Origin of the sequence: Nostoc sp. (assembly GCF_036917155.1) — a bacterium.
Classification (GTDB): Bacteria; Cyanobacteriota; Cyanobacteriia; order Cyanobacteriales; family Nostocaceae; genus Nostoc.
Map to the genome: position 1 here is coordinate 1 of NZ_JBALDZ010000220.1, position 18,417 is coordinate 18,417.

At 41.3% G+C, this 18,417-nt stretch carries 18 protein-coding genes; 4 read left to right on the forward strand and 14 right to left on the reverse strand.

The window, feature by feature from the left end; genetic code table 11:
* Nucleotides 1–193: 193 nt before the first annotated feature.
* From V7K67_RS29150 to V7K67_RS29165, 4 genes are all read right to left on the reverse strand, one after another.
* Nucleotides 194–769: a Uma2 family endonuclease gene (locus V7K67_RS29150; protein ID WP_334731352.1), complete on the reverse strand. Its 576-nt coding sequence runs from the start codon at nt 767–769 to the stop codon at nt 194–196.
* 484 nt (nt 770–1,253) lie between these two features.
* The gene (gene aroH / locus V7K67_RS29155) at nt 1,254–1,667 is read right to left on the reverse strand and encodes a chorismate mutase (RefSeq protein WP_334708944.1); all 414 of its coding nucleotides are present in this window, start codon (nt 1,665–1,667) and stop codon (nt 1,254–1,256) included.
* A gap of 98 nt (nt 1,668–1,765) precedes the next feature.
* Entirely contained in the window at nt 1,766–2,587 is an 822-nt protein-coding gene (gene sppA, locus V7K67_RS29160; RefSeq protein ID WP_334731351.1) for a signal peptide peptidase SppA, read from the reverse strand.
* Between the two features lie 945 nt (nt 2,588–3,532).
* A complete protein-coding gene (locus V7K67_RS29165; RefSeq protein ID WP_335169507.1) occupies nt 3,533–3,829 on the reverse strand; it encodes a hypothetical protein in 297 nt (98 codons plus the stop codon).
* A gap of 463 nt (nt 3,830–4,292) precedes the next feature.
* On the opposite strand from V7K67_RS29165, the gene V7K67_RS29170 reads away from it, so the two are divergent.
* The 4 genes from V7K67_RS29170 (at nt 4,293) to plsY (ending at nt 8,021) form a co-directional block, all read left to right on the forward strand.
* Nucleotides 4,293–5,087: an MlaE family lipid ABC transporter permease subunit gene (locus tag V7K67_RS29170; RefSeq protein ID WP_292845267.1), complete on the forward strand. Its 795-nt coding sequence runs from the start codon at nt 4,293–4,295 to the stop codon at nt 5,085–5,087.
* A gap of 127 nt (nt 5,088–5,214) precedes the next feature.
* Nucleotides 5,215–5,601: a DUF3119 family protein gene (locus V7K67_RS29175; RefSeq protein WP_334729134.1), complete on the forward strand. Its 387-nt coding sequence runs from the start codon at nt 5,215–5,217 to the stop codon at nt 5,599–5,601.
* A gap of 136 nt (nt 5,602–5,737) precedes the next feature.
* On the forward strand, nt 5,738–7,012 hold the full coding sequence (locus V7K67_RS29180) for a DUF3086 domain-containing protein (RefSeq protein ID WP_334729133.1): 1,275 nt from the start codon (nt 5,738–5,740) through the stop codon (nt 7,010–7,012).
* 328 nt (nt 7,013–7,340) lie between these two features.
* Nucleotides 7,341–8,021: a glycerol-3-phosphate 1-O-acyltransferase PlsY gene (plsY, locus tag V7K67_RS29185; protein ID WP_334729132.1), complete on the forward strand. Its 681-nt coding sequence runs from the start codon at nt 7,341–7,343 to the stop codon at nt 8,019–8,021.
* A 269-nt stretch (nt 8,022–8,290) separates the two neighbouring features.
* On the opposite strand, the gene V7K67_RS29190 is transcribed toward plsY, so the two are convergent.
* The 10 genes from V7K67_RS29190 to V7K67_RS29235 all read right to left on the reverse strand — a co-directional run bounded on the left by V7K67_RS29190 (nt 8,291) and on the right by V7K67_RS29235 (nt 18,404).
* Nucleotides 8,291–8,548 (reverse strand): hypothetical protein, encoded by a 258-nt coding sequence (locus tag V7K67_RS29190; RefSeq protein ID WP_334708951.1) that lies wholly within the window; start codon nt 8,546–8,548, stop codon nt 8,291–8,293.
* 64 nt (nt 8,549–8,612) lie between these two features.
* Nucleotides 8,613–8,852: a hypothetical protein gene (locus V7K67_RS29195; protein WP_334708952.1), complete on the reverse strand. Its 240-nt coding sequence runs from the start codon at nt 8,850–8,852 to the stop codon at nt 8,613–8,615.
* 394 nt (nt 8,853–9,246) lie between these two features.
* On the reverse strand, nt 9,247–9,813 hold the full coding sequence (locus tag V7K67_RS29200) for a hypothetical protein (protein ID WP_334729131.1): 567 nt from the start codon (nt 9,811–9,813) through the stop codon (nt 9,247–9,249).
* A gap of 37 nt (nt 9,814–9,850) precedes the next feature.
* Nucleotides 9,851–11,428, reverse strand: coding sequence for a hypothetical protein (locus V7K67_RS29205; protein ID WP_334708954.1), 1,578 nt, complete (start codon nt 11,426–11,428; stop codon nt 9,851–9,853).
* An 8-nt stretch (nt 11,429–11,436) separates the two neighbouring features.
* A complete protein-coding gene (locus tag V7K67_RS29210) occupies nt 11,437–12,129 on the reverse strand; it encodes a hypothetical protein (RefSeq protein ID WP_334708955.1) in 693 nt (230 codons plus the stop codon).
* Between the two features lie 50 nt (nt 12,130–12,179).
* On the reverse strand, nt 12,180–13,004 hold the full coding sequence (locus V7K67_RS29215) for a hypothetical protein (protein WP_335169511.1): 825 nt from the start codon (nt 13,002–13,004) through the stop codon (nt 12,180–12,182).
* Nucleotides 13,005–13,255: 251 nt separating this feature from the next.
* Nucleotides 13,256–14,305 (reverse strand): hypothetical protein, encoded by a 1,050-nt coding sequence (locus V7K67_RS29220; RefSeq protein ID WP_334729129.1) that lies wholly within the window; start codon nt 14,303–14,305, stop codon nt 13,256–13,258.
* 151 nt (nt 14,306–14,456) lie between these two features.
* Nucleotides 14,457–15,278, reverse strand: a complete 822-nt coding sequence (locus V7K67_RS29225) for a hypothetical protein (RefSeq protein WP_334729128.1) — start codon at nt 15,276–15,278, stop codon at nt 14,457–14,459.
* Nucleotides 15,279–15,331: 53 nt separating this feature from the next.
* Nucleotides 15,332–18,079, reverse strand: coding sequence for a hypothetical protein (locus V7K67_RS29230; RefSeq protein WP_334708959.1), 2,748 nt, complete (start codon nt 18,077–18,079; stop codon nt 15,332–15,334).
* A complete protein-coding gene (locus V7K67_RS29235) occupies nt 18,033–18,404 on the reverse strand; it encodes a hypothetical protein (RefSeq protein WP_179063732.1) in 372 nt (123 codons plus the stop codon). Before V7K67_RS29235 ends, V7K67_RS29230 begins: the two co-directional genes overlap by 47 nt.
* Nucleotides 18,405–18,417 lie beyond the last annotated feature (13 nt).

Sequence of the window (18,417 nt, forward strand, 5' to 3'; positions counted from 1 at the left end):
TAGACGAGCGCCCATACTTTAACTTACCTCGGTAGATGCATTCTCCGTGTTTATTTATCTTTACATAGTTTGGTTTTTTTTTGCCTACCTACTTAACTTAGCACAACTGTATCCAATTAAATCCTCTAGGTTATTTAAGTAAGCCCAGAGTTTTACGGTCTTGTCATAACTAGCAGAAGGGATGGTCTATTTTTTAACCAACATTACCCGCAGACAACACTTGTTCAACTGTAAGCGCAATTTCTGGGAAAGTTGCAGACACAATTTGCTGACTCCCGCTAAACTCTTTTTCCTCGTACAATCCTTCTGACAACAATAAAATCGTAATTTTTGACTCTATTGGATCTACAATCCAATATTCAGGAATCTCTAACGCTGCATATTCAGAACGTTTATATCGATAATCGCGTTTTACTGAATCAGGACTGACAACTTCCACTACTAATATCGGCGCAGACTGACAAACAGCAGACTCATCAAGGAATTCCATTACCTGGTCAGCCCTTACAACATAAACATCAGGCAATCTTGACTTTCGCCATCCCGTTCTTACTCCTGCCTCTCTAAAACATAGCCAAGGTAAACTTAAGCGATTGATTTCTGTGTCAAATGTCTGTTCAAGGAATTTAGCAAGTAGTAAATGTCTAAAAGTTGGTGGATTCATGCGTTCTAGTTTCCCATCCACCAGTTCATAACGGCTATCAGTACCATCGTTATAAGCGAGATATTCTTCAAAAGAGTATAGACGCTCTCTAGTTGTCTGTGTCATTGGAAACTACCTTCACAAATCAACATCAGTAGCTAATTTTGTAGTTTTTTTACCAAGCCCCTTCGGGGCGGGAACTCTTAACAGGGAACTCTTAACAGGGAACAGAAAAAAAATTAGCCCCGAATACAGGGTTTAAAGCCCCTAAATTTATTTATGAAAAGAGATAAAAATATTTGAAACGAGATGGCGTCAGCCACGATGTTTCAATGTGTCCTTGTACAAATCCCCTGATTTTAATTATGGGGATTTCCCTGTTGCCTGTTGCCCGTTCCCTGTTCCCTTTTAAATGAATTTTTTTAGAGGTTGTTTGAAAAGTCTAATTTATTAATAGCCCTGGCGATTAGAAATCGCGGCTACACGAGACAAAACCCACCTCCGTGGGTTAAAAATCCTTGATTTTTCATGCTTTCCACGGAGGTGGACTTGGTTTGTGTAGTAGCGAATTATATTCGCCTAATACTTTTCAAACATCCTCTTAGATAGCTTACACTTTTGACTTCACTACTGGCTGTGATGTTTGTAAAGTCTGGGGCAAACTCCAGTCGGGACGCAAGCTAGCGGCGTTGCGTAAATAGATATGATGAATTGAGGCGGAGGCTGGTAGATAGGCGTGAATTAAGAACCGAATGCAGCGCTGCAAGCTACCTTCGACGTGCATTTGCTGCACATCCAACATGGCCACATTATCCCAACCAGGACGCGCTCTAGCGATCGCCGCCGGGAAAATCGCATCCAAATCCCGTGTCACAGAGAAAGTCACACTGATCATGTCCCTTGGCTGGAATTGATTCCGGTTTTCCAGTTCATCTAGTAGTTCTGTAACTACCTCTCGGATTACCTCAACAGTATTTTCTGAAGCGGTTGTTGCTCCGCGAATAGCCCGCATTTGCCAGTCCACGCCAAAATCCTCCTGAAAAAAAGTTAGGAGTTAGGAGTTAAGAGTGAGAAATTAAGATTTTTAACTCATAACTCCTCACTCCTAACTTCCAACTCATATTAGGGTCGATATAACCACAACGGTAAACCACTGGTAGAGACTTCAAATTCGAGCCAATCAATTCCAGATCGAATTCCTGATGAAAACTGACGACTCCCCGGTAGAAGGCGACTCAATAAGGGTTTACGTTCTTCTAGGGTATAGCAGAGAGTTTTTTCTGGGTCAAGACCGACTAGCTCTGCTGTCCAGCGACGGGCATCTTCTTCAGTGCCCAAGCGATCTACAACACCCAAGGCTAGGGCTTGCTGTCCAGTAAAAATCCGACCATCGGCGAAACTTTTCACAGCTTCTACTGTTAAAGAACGGCCATCTGCTACCGTTTGGACAAACTGCTGATAACTTGTGTCAATCAACTCTTGCAGGATGATTTCTTCTGGTTGAGTCAGTTGCCGATCAAAAGCCAAAATGTCTTTGTAAGGCCCAGACTTAATTACCTGGAAGGAAACACCGATTTTTTCTAGCAAGCGTTCTAAGTTATTTCCACGCAGAATCACACCAATACTACCCGTAATCGTACCTGGGTTGGCGACGATGTGTTCGGCTCCCATGCCGATGTAGACTCCTCCAGAAGCCGAAATATTCCCAAAGCTAGCGACGATTTTGATTTTTTCGCGCAAACGCTTCAGGGCGCTGTAGATTTCTTGGGAATCTCCGACTGTACCGCCAGGACTATCGATACGGAGCAATAATGCCGGAAACTTTTTTTCTTCTACAGTTTTCAGGGCTTCTAGGACGCGTTTGCGAGTAGCACCGGCGATCGCACCAGTAATTTCAATCCGCGCAATTTGTTTTTTAAACTTGGGCTTAAACGGCCAAACCATGAGCTGTAAACATACCTCGTAATAAATTCAATATAAGATGCCTAACGGTCAGACGACCTGCTTTGCTCTGTTAAGAAACATGAGCAGGCATTGTGAGCATCGGTATTTTAAGGAAATTTTTATATTTTTTAGTGAGTTTTATTTGATATTCTCAATAAATGCTAATCAAATCCTTCCAGATTGCAGCTAATAAAAAATACCAAACTTTATTTTAGCGTTAACTTGGTAATTTAGAAAGACTATTTCAGCTATTTGACAAAATTAAAAATTCCTAAACCCTTATACCATTTCTTTGTGAGGCTGCGCCAAATGTTCTTTCTTTCTTGGTGTCCTTCTCTTCGAGACGCTTCGCGTTGGCGGAGCGTCTCTTAAAAGGGAACAGGGAACGGGCAACAGGCAACAGGGAAATCCCCATAATTAAAATCAGGGGATTTGTACAAGGACACATTGAAACATCGTGGCTGACGCCATCTCGTTTCAAATATTTTTATCTCTTTTCATAAATAAATTTAGGGGCTTTAAACCCTGTATTCGGGGCTAATTTTTTTTCTGTTCCCTGTTAAGAGTTCCCTGTTCCCGCCCCGAAGGGGCTTGGTAAGAGTTGGCGTCCAACTCTTACGAGACGCTTCGCGTTGGCGGTTCGTTCCTCATATAGTTTGGCGCCTCTTCATACAGAATTAGTATTAGTATTCTAACTTTTGAAATGTTTGAAAATTAGTTGCCTATAGTCGCGCACCTTTACTAGTTGTCAGTAATTAATAACTAATAACTAAAAAATAATGAATGTTTAATCAATCACTTCGACACTCTATTTAATTAATAAAAATTCATTCCGCAGCACTAATCTCTATTGGCGTTAAGGTCGGTAGTAGTTTCAATCTTGGAAATATCACTTTTTCCTGTCTTCTAAAGTCCAATAATCTCCTGACGAAGCTATTTCACTACTCAAGAATCTATTCGTAAAATTTGATACCGATAATATACGAACATATCAAACAGTCCCCCAACGAAACTACAGGTCAAGCTAATTACGAATAATCCGCGTAGGGGGGTTCCACTGCCGAAGGTGGCGAGAAAACGCATAATCTGAGTAGCGATCACTTCAGTTAACTCTTGTAAGCCAGGGAAGTGGCCAATGAGGGATATAAAGAGCAACCCGCCGCCAACGAAGAACATGGGAGCGACAAAACTAAAAATGATTGTAAGTACTAGGGAGCGGAGAAAGTTAGTCAAAATAGTCATTTAGGACACACTCCGTGAGTAGAGATGACAAGAGCTAGATAGCGGTTTGTCATTTTCTACAATACGTGCGATCGCTCCAGAGCAGACAATCTGTCAAGAATCTTAAGTTTTCATTAAAAGAAACGGCTATCAGTTACAGCCCATGCTGGGCACATTATAAACGGCTTAAATCTACAAAACCCTTGCAAAATTAAGGTTACAGCAAAGGGTATCACTTATTTATCGCTTTGCAGCACATTTAATAACAGCTTCATTTTCTGAGAGCATCTTTAATCTAAGTTAATGTTTAGCCTTTTTAGGGGAGTAGGCAGTGGGGGAAACGAGGGGACAAGGGGGACAAGTCTCTCCCTTATCTCCCCCCTCTTCCTTGTCTACCTTGTCTCTTCTCAATCCCCAATCCCCATTCCCCATTCCCCATTACTTCCGCTATTCTTAAGGCAGTTACCGAGTTAGCTACAGAACATTGAACCAGACTACATCCAAATCCAGTTTAAGGGAATGGAGTCAGCGATTGCTGGCGGCGATTTTTCTGGGTGGGCAAGTACTAGTTCACCTATTGAGAGGCAAAATCCATCGGCGCAACACCTTAGAACAAATGGCAGCAGTTGGGCCAGATTCCTTATTTATTGCCCTACTAACAGCTATTTTCGTTGGTGCTGTGTTTACTATTCAGGTAGCGCGAGAATTTATCAACTTTGGCGCAGGAAACATTATCGGCGGAGTGCTTTCTGTTGCGTTGACACGAGAACTCGCTCCGGTGTTGACAGCAGTGGTTTTAGCGGGGCGAGTCGGTTCTGCCTTTGCAGCAGAAATCGGTACCATGCGAGTCTCAGAACAAATCGATGCTATGTTGATGTTAAAAACAGATCCAATCGATTATCTGGTTATTCCCCGTGTCCTTGCTTGCTGTTTAATGCTGCCAATTTTAACCCTTCTGTCTTTGGTGACAGGGATGTTTGGGGGATTAATAATTGCGACAAATATCTACAATCTATCTGATACGGTCTTTCTAGACTCAGCCCGTAACTTTCTTGGTATCTGGGATATTTTTAGCGCCATGATTAAGGCGTGCTGCTTTGGTATTTTAATCGCCGTAATTGGTTGCAGTTGGGGGCTGACGACAACAGGAGGTGCTAAAGGTGTAGGACAGTCAACTACAACTGCTGTTGTGACTGCCTTACTAATTATATTTGTTAGCAACTTCTTTCTTTCTTGGTTGATGTTTCAGGGAACTGGCAGTGCATTCATCGGCCTTTAAAACTGAGGAGTTAGGAGTTAGGAGTTAAAACTTCTCACTCCTAACTCTTAACTTCTAACTCTTAACTTCTGACTCCTGACTCCTAAAATAAGAGATATGCCTACTAAATAAAGCAGGATTTAAGACTTTGACCAGTTTATTTACTCCTAACTCCACATCCACTGTGGAACTCAAGCCTAGTTACAATATACCTATAGTGTTGGTAATTGCCGCGATTCCACTACTTTTGGTACAACCGTGGATAGGCTCCGTTTTCACACTGTTTGGTTTGTTTCTCATGTTTCAGGCGTTAACGCTGCGCTTGCAATTTACCGTCACCGACTTAGATCTTTACAGAGGTGAAAAGTTGATTCGGCGCTTTCCCTACCAGGAATGGCAAAACTGGCGGATATTCTGGAATAGAGTACCCATCCTGTTTTATTTTAAAGAAATTAAAAGCATTCACTTTTTGCCGATTTTATTTGACCCCAAGACCTTGAAAACTTGCTTAGAACAACGTTGTCCGCGTTTTTAGTGCTGAGTGCCATCTGTGCTGAGTCGTTTTGATATAAACTCGTAACTTAGCACTCATGCTCAGGATTTTTATGGCAGGTCAATTGTAATATTTCTGAAAGCTATTTATTCGCGTCATCGGAATTACACTATTGTTTATGAACCTAGAGGCATCTCAAACCCCAGAACCAAGTGATGAGCAGTTGACAGAAAAACCAGAAGAGAACAATGCAGTTGAACATCCAGTAAATTCATCTGTTGAGTCAGTGCTAGAGACAGAAGCCATTAGCTCATCAGAGGACTACACGACTTTTGAGCCACTTATTTCTAATGCAGAAGTGGTAGATTCTACAGTAGAGCTAACAGAAAATTCAAATGGCGAGTTTGTAGAGCAGTTAGAAGCGGAAAATGTCGCGCTGGGGTCTGAAATAGGAGCGGGAAATCATTCATTATATGCAGAAGCAGAGCAGCGAGTGGCAGAGTTGCAAAGCGCTGAAGCGGCTCTCAAGTCAGAAATAGCCAAGCTGCAAGCTTCTTATGAAAACCTGCAAATACAGGTGAGCGAAACTCAAAGCTCACTGGGACGAATTGTACAAGAGTCACTATTGCAGTTAGAACAACGCAAGCAAACTCTGCAAATTTCTGTCGAACAACTAGAACGCCGTCAAGAACGTATCCGCAACGAGATGCGAACCACTTTTGCTGGTACATCTCAAGACTTGGCTATTCGGGTGCAGGGTTTTAAAGACTATCTCACGGGTAGTTTACAAGATTTAGCTGTTGCCGCTGAACAGTTGCAACTGACCCCAAGTGTGGTAGAACGAGAAAAACCAGCGGTAAAAGAGACTAAACCAGTTGAATCTCAGCCTGGAATACCTCAATTTGCCCAACAGCAGTTTCAAGATACTACCAAGCAAATTCGCCGCCTAATTGACCAATACCGCAATAAACCAGATTATTACGGCCCACCCTGGCAACTACGCCGTACCTTTGAACCAATCCATGCTGAACGAATCTCTAACTGGTTTTTTACCCAAGGGGGACGGGGTGGTTTGCGGACAATGGGTAGCCGCTTGCAGAATATCCTAATTGCCTCAGCTGCAATTTCGATATTACACAAGCTGTATGGCGATCGCGTCCGTACTTTAGTCTTAGCTAATACACCGGAGCGATTAGGTGAATGGCGGCGCGGCTTGCAAGACTGTCTCGGAATCGGTCGCCCAGATTTCGGCCCTGATCGGGGTGTGGTATTATTTGAGGCATCTGATGCTCTTGCTCAGAAAGCAGAGCGATTGACGAAAGCCAATCAACTGCCCATAATTATCATTGATGATTCAGAAGAACAAATCAGTTTGTCACTGCTGCAGTTTCCCCTGTGGTTAGCCTTTGCTCCTGACCCCAAAACAGTGAGAAACTATGATGATGATTTTTAAATAGAGTCATTGGTCATTAGTCATTGGTCAAGAGCATGTCCTAAGTCGCCAAGGTCATTCGATGGACAGGGATTTGAACGCGGCAATTAATTGATCACGGTTGGCTTCATCGTGAAAGCTTACTGAGGGATAACCTCCCAAACACTCCCGTTGAAGTAAGAAGTAAATGTCTAGACAAGTCTAGTATTTATATAGCAGTAATATCTCTTGACTTTTTTGAATTTTGTTAGCGCAGCGTAAAGCCTTCTCTTTCAGAGACGCTAACGCGAACGGCATGGCTTCGCTTAGAGCGGGTCTTCGAGCGTCATTTTGAATTTTGAATTGTATTATGGCTATTTGGTTAACTCTGTGCGGGGCAATTGTAGTCATAGCTTACTTGCTGGGTTCTTTTCCCACTGGCTATATTGCTGTGAAGCAGTTAAAGGGTATTGATATTCGAGAAGTTGGTTCAGGTTCTACTGGCGCAACTAATGTACTAAGAACCTTGGGAAAAGGGCCAGGAGCATTGGTTTTAGTACTTGATTCCTTAAAGGGAGTATTAGCGATCGCTCTAGTTTACTGGTTATTCAACTTTGACACAATTCAAAATTTTATCCCTCCAACGGTAGATGCACAACTATGGCAACCGTGGGTTGTAATTTTAACTGGGTTAGCTGCCATCCTGGGACATAGTAAATCAATTTTTTTAGGCTTTACCGGTGGTAAATCCGTTGCTATCAGCTTAGGGATTTTATTAGCAATGAGTTGGCAGATAGGTTTAGCAACAGCGGGTGTGTTTGCCGTGGTTGCGGCAATATCGCGGATTGTCTCTTTGAGTTCAATTGCAGGTGCGATCGCAGTTTCCATTTTCATGGTAATTTTGCATCAACCTTTACCCTATATTCTGTTTGGGATTGCTGGTGGGTTGTATGTGATTTTGCGCCATCGCACTAATATCGAACGACTGCTTGCAGGAACAGAACCAAAAATTGGGCAAACTGTAGCGACAGAACCCGAACAAACTGCATGATAGATGAAGAGTGCTGAGTTCCTCGGCAAAGAGAGTGCTGAGATGAAAGACCGCGCCACAAGAGGCGGGGTATCAACCTCCAAACGAATTGTTGATTCCGCTTGACTTCGGCCGGGGCTTTTACATAGTGCAAAAGTACTGAGTATTCAATCTTCTTTACTCAGCACTCAGCACTCAGTACTGAGTATGGTAAATAGAAGCCAAACTCCCTCTTTGAAATGGCATTGGGGGAGAATTTCTTCCATAATTACTGCATTGCTGCTTTCGGCTTACGAGCGAACGTTACCTTTAATTAAACGGTGGAAAAGACGGCACGGCCACAAAAAAGCTCCACAAATACTTACTGAGGCGATGGCCACCACAACTCGCCAACTCGAACTAGGCTCAGTGGAAGACTCTGAAGGATTAGCTTGTGTACTTTTAGCTAGTTCTGGCATTGAATGAGATAGCTGACTGGCTGTACTCACCCCTTCAATCGCTGCTCCAATTAGATAAGCTACCAGGGCAATTACTAGCCAGTGATTCATAATATTGCACTGTTTGAACTCTGAGCGTATGCTTGGCAATGACCAATCATTTTATTTATCGTACTTAATGATTGCCGCCTTGCCCTAAAGATAATCGACCTTCAGCCGTATCGCGAATTAGGGGCAGTTTAGATTTTATGTAAATGTTGAGAGTGCTATCTGCCTGGACATCAAGTCCTTGCTTCGCTTTTAACTGCTGGAGGAGCAATTGTATTAAAGCAGCATCATCAAACTGGAGCAGGGTGCTAACTTGGGTAGATTCGATTACAGCCCAAAGCTGTTGCATCATTTTAGCTGTCACCATGAAGCCTGTAACCTCTTAAGCTTTTCTTTATATTTACACGAATATGGAATTTGTGGTTAGTTTTTATCTGAAGATTTATAAAGATGTAGGTTGGAAAAGCTTGATTAAGTAGATAGGCATAATTAAATATACAGCAAAATTCAGAAGTCAGTATTGGGCTAGGCCCCGCTGTGCTAACAGGAGTCATAAGTAAAACAGGCTTTTTTGAGACGGATAATTGTGTACTTCAATAACTTGAAATCCGCTGTAAAATCAAATCCTATAGGAATCGTATTTGATTTTAAAAAAACTCAATACACATCTATTCGCTTCTATTCTGTTTCCAGTTAAGAGTTCCCTTCTTACGTAAGTAAGTTTTCCGAATCAAATCAGAATTCCTAATAGTTAGTAAAATTTATTGTAAAACCTTCGCACAAGCTCCTTCTTGACCAGAAGGATCGGGAAAAATTGCTAAAGTATGATATTCAGGGCTATCTGTTTTATATATCACTTTAAAAGTGTACAACTTGTTTTTACCTTGGGCTTCGGTAATAACTGTTAAAAGTGTATTGCTAGTGTTAGGCAGACCAGGAATGTCCAGTTTTTTAATTCGTCTGAGTTGAATTACATTCGCGGCTGAGTTTTTACAATCTCCTGCACTAGTATTAGGTTTTAGGCCAAACTGCATACATACCGGCCCATCAAAATCCATAGTTACCTGTGATGGATCGTTTAACCAAACTTTTTTAATTACTTCTCCAGCCGGAATAAAGCTTAAGTTTGTGCCTTGCTCATACCAAACGTTGATTGTCGGTATTAATCCTCCTAAACCTTGTGCTTGGCAGGAAAATATAGAACGTAAAACGGCGTTATTAGCTACAGCACGACCTACCAACAGTAACATAGCAACTGAGAAAATTAGGGAAGCTATAGGTAGGAAATAATAATGGGTATTTCCTGGCAATTTAGTATTCTTTTTCATGGTTGCAAATATCTAAAATTGGTATAAATCCTACCTTCTAAAACTGGGTTGGTTGATTAACATATACTTCAACATTTGTGCCGGCTGGCAAAAACCAAACATTATTTTGTTGTGACATTTGGGCGATCGCCTGTTGATTACGTTGGGCAATTTGGGGTACTACAGAGTTCAAACCACCTTCCACAACACCAGCTGCAAGGTTGCGTTGGGGCTGACTGACAGTAGTAACTGTTGTGTTGGTACTGGTGGTGCTGCCACTGCCGTTGGTGTTGGGGGTGCTAGTGGTAGTAGTAAGTGGTACAAGTTGAGTACTAGGGACATTTATTAACTCTGCGGCTTTACTAATACCTCCCAAAACGAATAGTCCTGTATCCATTGATGATATGGATGAACTTTGACTGGGAAATTTATTTGCGATTAAAGGTTTACCTTGAGTACCGCGAAGAATAATTGCATTGTTGGGTAAGCTTTGTTCTATAGAGTTGCCATTATTTGGCGAGATAACTTTAACTACGTTCATCTGCAAAAGACCTTGTTCGGAAAGGGAACGAATTTCAGTGAGGAATTCGGTGTTTGCAGGTAGAGCGATCGTACCATCCTTAGATTTTAGGGGTTCTTGCAGTTTGATCACAAATACGTTTTTGTTTTCGTCTGTGTCACCACCACCGCTTGACTTAGTAGTTTCCCCAAATATCGCTGTCGCTAACACAGCTTTAGCACTACTCCCGACTGCTACAGATTTCTGTCCCTGCGGTTGCGCTTGACTAACCACAGGAGCTTGCGGTTCTGGGGTTTTCTCTGGGCTGGGGTTTGGTGTCTGTTGCTTATTTACAGGTTCCAAGGTAGCTATATTACTAGTAGGTTGATTGCTAGCATTTACTTGACCGTAGCTACCTAATTTTGCTAACCTTGCCCACTCTTCAAATGGGCTGGGTGGAGTTATACTAACTACTGGTTGAGTGTTTGGCCTCACAACTGGTAGTTGGGCTGATGTGAAAGGTTGAGAAGGAGGGACAGGAACGATGCGCTCAGTTACCGTCGGAGGTACGTAAGCTGTTGGTGGGGGTGTTGGAATCACTTGCTGTCTAACTGACGGTTGTGGTAAGGCTACTGTCGGCGTTGATTTGGCAATTCTTAGCTGTTGCTGGGCAGCTTTTACCATCTGTGCTTGTTCAGTCAGGGCTAATTTCGTTTTGAGAGTATCTACTTCAGCTTCTAGCTGTTGAGATTTAGATTCAGTAGGCTGCTCTTGCACTGGTGCAGAAACAATATTTTTGGGCTTTTGACTGCTGGTACTCATCAACTTTGACAAAAACACACCACCCAACAAAACGATCGCTAAGGTAGCAGCTCCTACCAAGCCTAATTTTGCAAAAGGATTTGATGAGAGGGGTTGCTTAGTCTGAACTTCTTGTGGTTGAGAAACCGACTCTAGCGGCGTTGCCGAGTCTTCTGAACCTTGGGTAGCGGTAGAAGAAGATTCTTCTTCAAAGCCGACTAACCTTGACATCCGTGATTCCCAATCTAAAGATTCTACTTCTGGTTGGCGATCGTCGGTGCTGAGAGTAAATCCATTTTTGGGAGGGGTTTCCGCAGGAATTGAGTATCGAGTCATGGTAGAGCTTAGTTGGGATTTCCAGAACAATTGTTATCTTGGATTTCACAGACATTATAAATTTCTAGTCTGGCTTCACCAAGGCGGTAAGTTGCGAAGTGCAATGGTAGTGGTGCATTTGGTAGTGAAGTTGCTGGTTCATCTATGGCTCTAACTAAAATTTGTTTATTAAAGGAAACCGATTTTCCTAACTTATCATAACTGCTAAAAATTAGTTGATTGGCAAACATCTCTACTTTCCACTTTCCATTACCTATTGCTGTAGGTTGAGAAATTTTTTGGATAACTAATACATTCTCCGCTCCTCTATTAACATTTTCAAATTGGCTATCTGGATTTAAATTAGTAAGTTCTGACTTAAATTTTTGTTTAAAATTATCAGCTACCAGTTGGGAGGTAATTTCCCAGACTTGTGTTGGTGGTTGTTGCTGTGACCAGGTGAGCATTAAGCTCATAGTTTCACCCACAAACCGCCGAATAGCCTCCGGCTGTCGCTCTAAATTTGGTTGGGGGTCTACGGTTATGGCGCGACCATCAACAAGTTGCACTAAACTTTGAGGTGTGAGTTGCCGTCTTAACTGTTGTAACATAGACCCATGAAATATTAGTAACAGCAAAGTGAATAGATGTAAACCAAGGGTTCCTACTGCCAACAGTGGCAAGGGGCTATTTTTCTTATTTTCTGGTTTGAGTAATTGCATTAATAATTGATTATATAAATTGAACTATGAACCTGTGAATGAGAAATCTATCATCTTATAAAACTATCAGATGTTTGTCCACTCTTGCATTGTTTTGATTTCTCCTCGTTCAGGTTGTTGTAGCTATCCAGCAAACATAAGTTACGAATTTCATAAATTTCTAGTCTATCTGCGCGGACACTATAAATTGCTTTTTGTAAGTCGGTGCTATTGTCAGTTTGGGGATTAGCGAAATAATCCGTTGCGCGCACAAGGAAATCTTTATTAAAAGGAGTTATAAGTTTTGCACCACCAACTCGGTTTTTCTGAATTAAATCGGCTACCATCCCCACTCGCCACTTACCTGGTGCAATTTCTTTTGGCGGATAAACCCGCTTAATAACTAATTGTGATGTCATTGCTTGGTTGGGATTTTCAGAAAAAACTTCTGGCGGTGTCATTTCTGCAACTGTGCTTAAAAAACCTTTGCGAAAGTCTTCTGAGAAAGCGAAACTAGCTACCCAACTGCTGGTACTAATTTTTTGGCTACCACCTTGAGGTGTGTTGATAAGTATTCCTAAATCTGATTTGGGGTTTGCGACTTCTTCAATAGTTTGTGGTGGTAAGGTTCCAGACCAGCTAAACATTGAGATCATCGTTTTGCTGATAAATCGGCGAATGGCTTCAGGTTCTCTTGCTAAATCATCAATATTAGCTACTGGTTTACCGTCGATTAATTGCACAAAGTTGGGAGGTTTTCTCAGACTGAGTTGGCGAATATTTAGCCCTTGTAATAAGAAGAAAAATAAAATTAATATATGTAAACTAAAGGTAGCGATCGCAAAACTTGTTAAAACACTTCCCGTTCTTTGTCTTTTTTCTAGTAAACGCACCATTTACTCACCTCCTCCTACAAAAAACTTCAGCTATTATATATGACGATTTCCATACACTGACTAGTTACAACACGTACAAAAATTTTATTCATTTTGAATTTTGTTAGCGAGTCTTCTCCCTTCGCGTAGCGTCTCGTAGAGAAGGGGAGACGCTAAGAGCGATAGCGCCGGCGGCAAGCGAGTCAGACGCTCCTACGTCGCTAACGCTGCGCTATCGAGCGTCACGAGCATCATTTTGAATTTTGAATTTCCTATATCCTCTCCTTGACTAAAGAAGCCGTATTGCTGATAGCGCTGAATACTGCAAAACCGCCAGCAGCAGCCACAAGTAAAGATAAAATTGGTGCTAAAATTCCCAGAAAAATTATGAACCACATTAAATCTGGATCAACATTAGCATTTTGACCTGGGCCATTGACAATAACTGCGGCAGTTAGCACAGCAATAATATTGAACGAAATCTTAGCGATTCCAATAGATAGAAATCCGGTCAGCCATGCAAAAATTGGTTTACCAGCAACAGGCAGCAAAGAACCACCTACAGCTATTGGTCCTAAAGCTGCTATTAGCAACATGCTAGCTTCTATCAAATTCTGGAAGGCATATTGTAAGGAAACTAAAAAGTTTTTGATGCTTGTTTGGACTGTAGAACCTAACAAAGAATTAAAAGAGGTTTCTGATACAATGCCAGTGCCATATCGAATATTATCTACCTTATTTTGTAGTCTAATTATCCAGCTTTTATTACCATAAATATCTCGATATTTCTGCCAGAGAACGTTGACTTTTTCGGCAGCTTTGACAAAGCATTGACTTTGTTGTTCACCAGTCAGCGACTGACAAGGACGCAGGAAAGAACCAGCTACTTCTTCAGCAATACTCATATTCAGTGCTTGCTGGTAAGTTTTATTTGCATCTGCTGTTATCAATACTTGCTGATTCACGGTATTTAAAAAATTCCGCACTCCCAATGTCAGATTAGAAAGTATACTTCCCTTACCTGAATTACTTAAGAGTACTACCACAATAAAAGGCCAAATTAAAGCTGATATGGGACGGCTATACTCGTAGGATATTAAGTCTCTGAGGAATTGTATCATAAAAAATAACAGGGTTCCTACTGCAAAAAAAATACCCAGATTTGTCAGTGAACCATACAAGTTATTGCTAGTGTTATTTTGTAATAAATCCAGCCATTGTTTATCCCAACCTTCAGCAACACTTTGAGAAGTTACAGTACCAGTATCGATAATCTGATCAATGCCTACTTGGGAAAAAATTAGTTGAATAGCAAGTTGCATTTTTAGTTTATAGGCTATTTTATGAGGTTTCGCAGGGTGTGTTAGGAACGTAACCTAACCTTACTAATTTTTTTAGGTTTACTGTTGGGTTGTCAGAAGTTTAAGGATTTTAAAAGTTGTCTAAAAAATTAGATTTTTTTATTTTAAAATCCTACTTGTTAGCTTTTCTGCCAAACAAATCTAGTTGAGAAGTTGCTCTTAAAAGTCGTGCTGCCTCTGTAGATGTTTCTACTCTCCGAGCGCGATTTGCCTCTTCCGCCTGCTGAGAAATGTTTGCCAAATTTAAGTTTGAATATTGCAAAGACTGATTATTTTGTAATGTTTGAGCAAATGTTTCAGCTACAATTTTTACTTGTTCCTGTTGAATTTTAAGGGTTTGTTCTTGATTAGCGCCTAGCAATTGCGCTAAAACCGCAGAACCTGGGTCTGTTTTAGCGATTGCACTATAATCAATGCTAGAAGGAAGTAAACTGAGTAAACTTTGGCTCTTTTGGTCGGCTGTCTGAGCAAATCCTGCAATATCTTGTAGACTTTTCTCTGTATTTTCTAACTTCGCTTTTGCCCGAATTTGTCCATTTTGACCGAGAACACCTACCGCTACTCCACGGGTAATTACACGGTTTAGTTCATTACTAACTAAATTTCCCCGCACTGCTGAATTATTCTCAAAGCGACCTGAACGAGAGTCAGAACTAGAAGAGTAGAGAATCAAATCATCACGAACCTTTTGTCCTGCGGCGACGGGGTTAGGTATATTTAAATCTCCTTTGGAATTACTCAGAGCATTTTGACTTTGTACTTCTACAGGTTTTAAATTGTCGCTCAGATTGTATTGGAGATAATTTTGTAAATCTGTGGAATATGATTGAAAATCAGTCCAAACCTGCCCTAATGCGCCCGTCTGAATTTGTGCTATTGCTGGTAGTATTGCCAGGGATAGCAAGGTAAAAGTAAAAATGGTAGTTTTTTGCATACATCTGTGCCTGAAAAAGGTAGACGACATTGTTAAGTGCTTGCAGAACCCGATTAACTACTACGCAGAGTCGCCACTAACTGACGTGCAAACGCCGAAATTGCCTCATATTTATCGCTGTGAAGTTGCATCATTTGGCTACGTGCAGTTTGTTCATAAGGGTTATTAGCAACTGCTGCTAATTGTTCGTAACCTGGATAGTAACGGCAGAATGTATAACTACCGTTATCATCTAATAGCCATTGGCTATAAACGCCTTCTTTGCGGGGAAAAAAGCTTTCTGAAGCATTACGAGAAATAACTTGGCGGGGATATTTCAAGATGTCTGCAAAACTATCTACTGCTACTGGCTGAATACGTCCAATTAATCTTGTTGTCAAGTTTTGCAAAATTTTAGATGCAGCTTTAGATTTGGCAATGGTGTCAGGATCTTGTCCTGATAAAATGACTCTGATACCGGCTTTAGCACCGTTCGCACAAATTCTGCCAACTAAGTCAGAAATTTGCTCAAATTCAAAGAGAATTGGTGCTTCGTCGATAAAGAATATGGAAGCTGGACTACTTAATGCGCGTCGTAGTGCGGCTGAATAGGCACTCAAGGATAGTACGGCTGCATCTTCACTATCTGATAGGTTTCTGAGCGCAAAAACTAACAGTTGTGCATCGGTAGGAAAGCTAGATGGTGCAGAAATGGCTTGTCCGACACGACTAGAAAGCCAAAACCGTAAGCGCAACTGAATTTGACTGAGGGCGTCTTCTACTCTGCCAGTTAAAGAACTTAGCTGCAAGTGTTCAGGTGAGCAGAAAAAGAGAAAATCTTTTAAAGTGGGGGTTTTCTGCCAAGCATTAGTGCCAAATCCCGCCGCCATCGCTTGTTTATATCGCTCTTTGATGCCCTCATCTCTAAAGAAGGCTTCTAAAGCGAGGTTGAGTAGCGATCGCACGGTTTGCGATAAAATTTGACTTTCAGTGGACGATCCTAAAACCATTGTCATTAACGCTGATTCTAGGAAGGCGGTATAATCGTTAAAGCGATCACGCTGTTGTTCTGCTTCTAGCGATCGTAAATCTGGCTGTTCAAATAAGTTATTCGATTGTTTGGAAATATCAAAATAGGCCCCATTTCCCTCCATAAACTCTGTGTAGTCAGTGAAAGTAGATGTCCCATCAGGTTTCGGGAAATCTAAGGCCACAACCGGAATCCCATGTGCCAAAGCTTGAGTTAAAATCCCTGACACCAATACCGATTTACCAGCACGAGTTGTCGCAAACAAAGCTAAATTTTTGTGTTGATTAAATAAATCTAAATGTATGGGTGTTCCACCTTCTTCAGCAATCAACTCAAAACCTTGTCTGTCACCTTTTTTAGTTAAAACCAAAGGCATTAATCCGGGAACTTCACTGGTTAAATATAGCTGGCGACGGTTGAAGGGTGTTGCTAACAAACCTTCCCAAACTATTGGTAGAGTTTGCAGCCAAATTTTCCAAGCATACTCAGTTTCCCTAATTACCCTCGCTGGACGTTGAAAACAGTTTTCAATATATCTTGTCGCCTCATCTAATTTTTCTACAGTTGGACGATGTACTAAAATGGCGATACTCGTATAAATCGGGACTGCACCTTCAAATAATTGTTCTTGCGCTGCTACCGATTTCTTCAACTTTAATTGAGCATTGACATCAATAGTTTTACTTTTTTCTTGAGCCATAATTGTTGTCATATTTGACTGCTTCAGCACTCGTTGCAGAGTCGTTTTTACCAATGCTGGATTTGCAGCAGTCAACTCACAAAATATTTCTGTATCTACTACTGTTTCTCTGGCCAATAGTTCCCATAAATAGCGTAGTTGGGCAGATTTATTGGGCCAACCACCGGGTTTTTCGAGAAATGATAGTGCGCCAATATAACGATTGTTAACATTAACCCAGCGGCGATCGGCACAAGGTACACTAGATTCCATCAGCAAAGTTGTGCCGTGGATATTGTCTAGAAGTAATTTAGTACTCGCTAAATCAGAATTAACTTGTTCGTGCAGTCCTTGTTCATCTAAAGTCATTAACTGGGGAATATCTATTGGTTGCGTATCATTAAACCTTTTCCAGATGTCTCCCCAGAGTTCATCAGCAGTCAAAGGCTTAACATCTAATCCCATTTTGTTAGATAATATCTGTTCCCAGCGGAGAAAACCCTGGTTGTAAGCATTCGTGATTAGGGTTTCAATGCGTTGATTTTCTATTTCTGAGAGATCCCCTTTGAATTTCAACCACCACGATTCAGCTTTGACTAAAAGCTTTTCGATCCAATCATCTGCATGTTGCGAGTTAGATTCAATGGTGTAAGTGACATAAATCCGCAAAAATTTGGGTTTACGAATCCCAGAAATAGTTAGTTCTTTAACTCTAGCTCTCTCCGCCATCAATAAATATTTGATATCTCGTGATGGCGAATTTCTAATTAATGTTGCTAATTCTTTTTGCCGCTCTTTGTCTGAACTAAAAGAACCCAAGTGCAGCGTCATCCTTTCACCGCTAGGAATGTCTTTTAATCCAGCTTCAATGTTATTAAAAAGTGTATCAATTTGTTCAGGTCTTAAGGTCGTATGGATTCCCTTACAATCAAAACCAAAAACAAAACAGAACCGATCTTTTTGAGTGCCTTTTGTCAAAAGATAAGCGCCAATATCACGTCCATTGATTGCGACACGCAGCATTGTCGCCAAGTGCAAAGCATCTTCAAATGGTGTTAATCTACTTTCATTTCCGGCGACGCTGACGCTTTGTTTTCCGATTTTTTGCTTCATGGTTAACTTCCAGTAAGCTTTGATAACGAGCAAAGCCTCTTGTCCAAGCGGGAACGCCGATAAATTTACTTAAAAAACTCCAACTCCTACCACCAGTTAAAATCCACCAGGTTCCTATTCCCCAACCAGCAATTAGCACTGTCCACAACCATTTTTGAAACTCTTCTTGGAAAAGACCCCCAAAAATCCCATTGATTATAAAATAGGATGCTAGGGCAATGACTGTCCAAGGAAGAATTTGATCGGCAGGAATTGGCCCTAATGAAGGCTGGCTTCCCAGAACCTGATTGACTGGACGAAATTCTTGTTCCCGCTCTTGAGACATTTGAAATATCTGA